This window comes from Corallococcus sp. AB018 (genome assembly GCF_003986945.1).
Lineage (GTDB): Bacteria > Myxococcota > Myxococcia > Myxococcales > Myxococcaceae > Corallococcus > Corallococcus exiguus.
Window position 1 is genome coordinate 1 of record NZ_RAWR01000481.1, and the last position, 634, is coordinate 634.

General features: G+C 72.7%; 1 protein-coding gene. It reads left to right on the forward strand.

The genetic code is table 11. The features are described from left to right. Positions 1–14: 14 nt before the first annotated feature. A partial coding sequence (locus D7Y11_RS42825; RefSeq protein WP_126936523.1) for a PEGA domain-containing protein occupies positions 15–634 on the forward strand: 620 nt, incomplete at its 3' end.

Genomic DNA, 634 nt, shown 5'->3' on the forward strand with positions numbered 1-634 from the left:
TCCCTGAGGAGCACGTGCCCGGGGCGCTGGTGGGCGGCAGCCCCGCGGCGGACATGGGCGCGGGAGTGCCTGGCTGGGTCTGGGCGGCCGTCATCGCGGCGGCGGTGATTTTCTTCGTGGGGCGGGCGGTGCTGCCCGACATGTCGGAAACGCCGGGGCGCAATCTCCAGGTGGTGTCGGTGCCTCCGGGCGCGGAGGTGCGCTGGGACGGCAAGTATGTCGGGGTGACGCCGACGGCCCTGAAGGTCGCTCCAGGGGAGGACTCGCACCAGCTGGAGCTGCGCTACGTGGGCCACCATCCGTGGTCGACCACCGTGTCGCAGGCGGCGGTGCCGGAGCGCGTGCAGGTGACGCTGGAGCGCCTGCCACCCCCGCCGCCGCCCCCCGAGCCGGTGGTGGACGCACGGGTGCCGGAGCCTCAGAAGGCAGGCACCCGGAAGGGCATGCCGAGCATCAACGCCCAGGGCGAATCGCGCGAGGCCCTGGATTGGATCGTGGGGTCCCCGAACGCGGGGGCGGAGTACACGCTGGGCTTGGAGTTGCTCCTGGCGGGAAAGCCGGGGCAGGCCAGTGAGAAGTTCGGGACGTGCCTGAGGCTGGTGGAGACGGCCGCGGAGTGCCACCTGGGGATGGG